This is a genomic window from Candidatus Zixiibacteriota bacterium (genome assembly GCA_040752815.1).
In the GTDB taxonomy this organism is placed as follows: Bacteria; Zixibacteria; MSB-5A5; order GN15; family FEB-12; genus JAGGTI01.
On the sequence record JBFMGC010000127.1, the window covers coordinates 1 to 1,264 of the forward strand.

Genomic DNA, 1,264 nt, shown 5'->3' on the forward strand with positions numbered 1-1,264 from the left:
GTACTCCGACTACCACGTAGACATCACCGTAGCGGGCTCGACCGCGGACGACATCGAGTCGGAGAACAATTTCGGCGTGTTTCTCGGGCTTGACGCAGTCCTGACTAATCAATTCAAGATCACCATTGAAGGCAGGTTTATCGACGAGACCGCCGTCAGCGGCGGACTGCACTACTTCTTCTGAGGATGACAATGAATACTCGAATCATGCGGAAAATACCGGCCGTTGTATTACTTACGGCATTATTGCTCGCCGGAGCATACCGGGCGGATGCGGCGCCGGTCGGATTCCCGATCGTGCCGCTTCGGACCGGTCAATACTCCGCAACCCTGGAGGGACGTTGGGGCGAACGGGACCTGATAGACAAGAACACCAACTTCCAGGAGCGTACCGAGGTGGCTGCGGTGGAGGGAAAGTTCGGATACGGGTTCACGGACCGTATCGGCGGATACATCCATCTTGGCGGGTCGGAACTGACTGTGGACCGGCTGTCATTCGACGGCGACTGGGGGCTCTCGGTCGGCCTTGGCCTGAAGGGCGTGTTGCTGACCACCCCGGGCGGCTGGCGCTTCTGCGCGGACGGCCAGTACCGTTTCTTCGAGTCGGAGGACACGGGGAACCACAGGGCGGACTGGGACGAGTTCCAGGTCGCGGCAACGGTGTCACAGGACATCGAGTTCATCACGCCGTACATCGGGGCGGTGTGGTCGTACAACACCATCGAGCAGGAATTGAGTTTCAAACCGGACGACCAGTTCGGGCTTGTCGCGGGGCTTGATTACCGGTTGATGCCGAACCTGACCCTGGCCCTCGAAGGCCGGCTTGTGCATGAGACGTCGGTGTCGCTCGGCCTGACCTACACGTTCGACCACTGGCCCTGGTGGCCCTCCCCGGACGAGTTTTAACCGGACTCTTGCAAGTTAATGGATTACCGGTTCAAGCCCCGACGGGGCGCCATAACATAGCCCGGGGTGCCAACCCTGGGTAGACGGTCATCAATAATGGTCAAGCCCTGAAAGGGCGACATAAGATCAATCTATTGTTAGAGGGATCTATTTCGCCCTTACAGGGCTCGGATTTGAACATGATCCTGTACCCAGGGCTTGCGCCCTGGGCTGAGATATTCTCGCCCTGTCAGGGCTCGAAACAAGAACAAACTTACTTGCAATAATCCGGTTATAACTGTTTGAGCTCAGGCGAGGTGTTAGCGATAATAAGTAGAGATCCATTTGCCGCGCAATCATGCGGGAAATGACGTTTCAG

2 protein-coding genes are annotated in these 1,264 nt (G+C 57.4%); both read left to right on the plus strand.

The annotated features are described in order from the left end of the window. Positions 1–184: hypothetical protein (locus tag AB1772_13475; GenBank protein ID MEW5797350.1), on the plus strand; the 184-nt coding region annotated here is incomplete at its 5' end. Between the two features lie 8 nt (positions 185–192). Further along, positions 193–906, plus strand: coding sequence for a hypothetical protein (locus tag AB1772_13480; GenBank protein MEW5797351.1), 714 nt, complete (start codon positions 193–195; stop codon positions 904–906). Positions 907–1,264 lie beyond the last annotated feature (358 nt).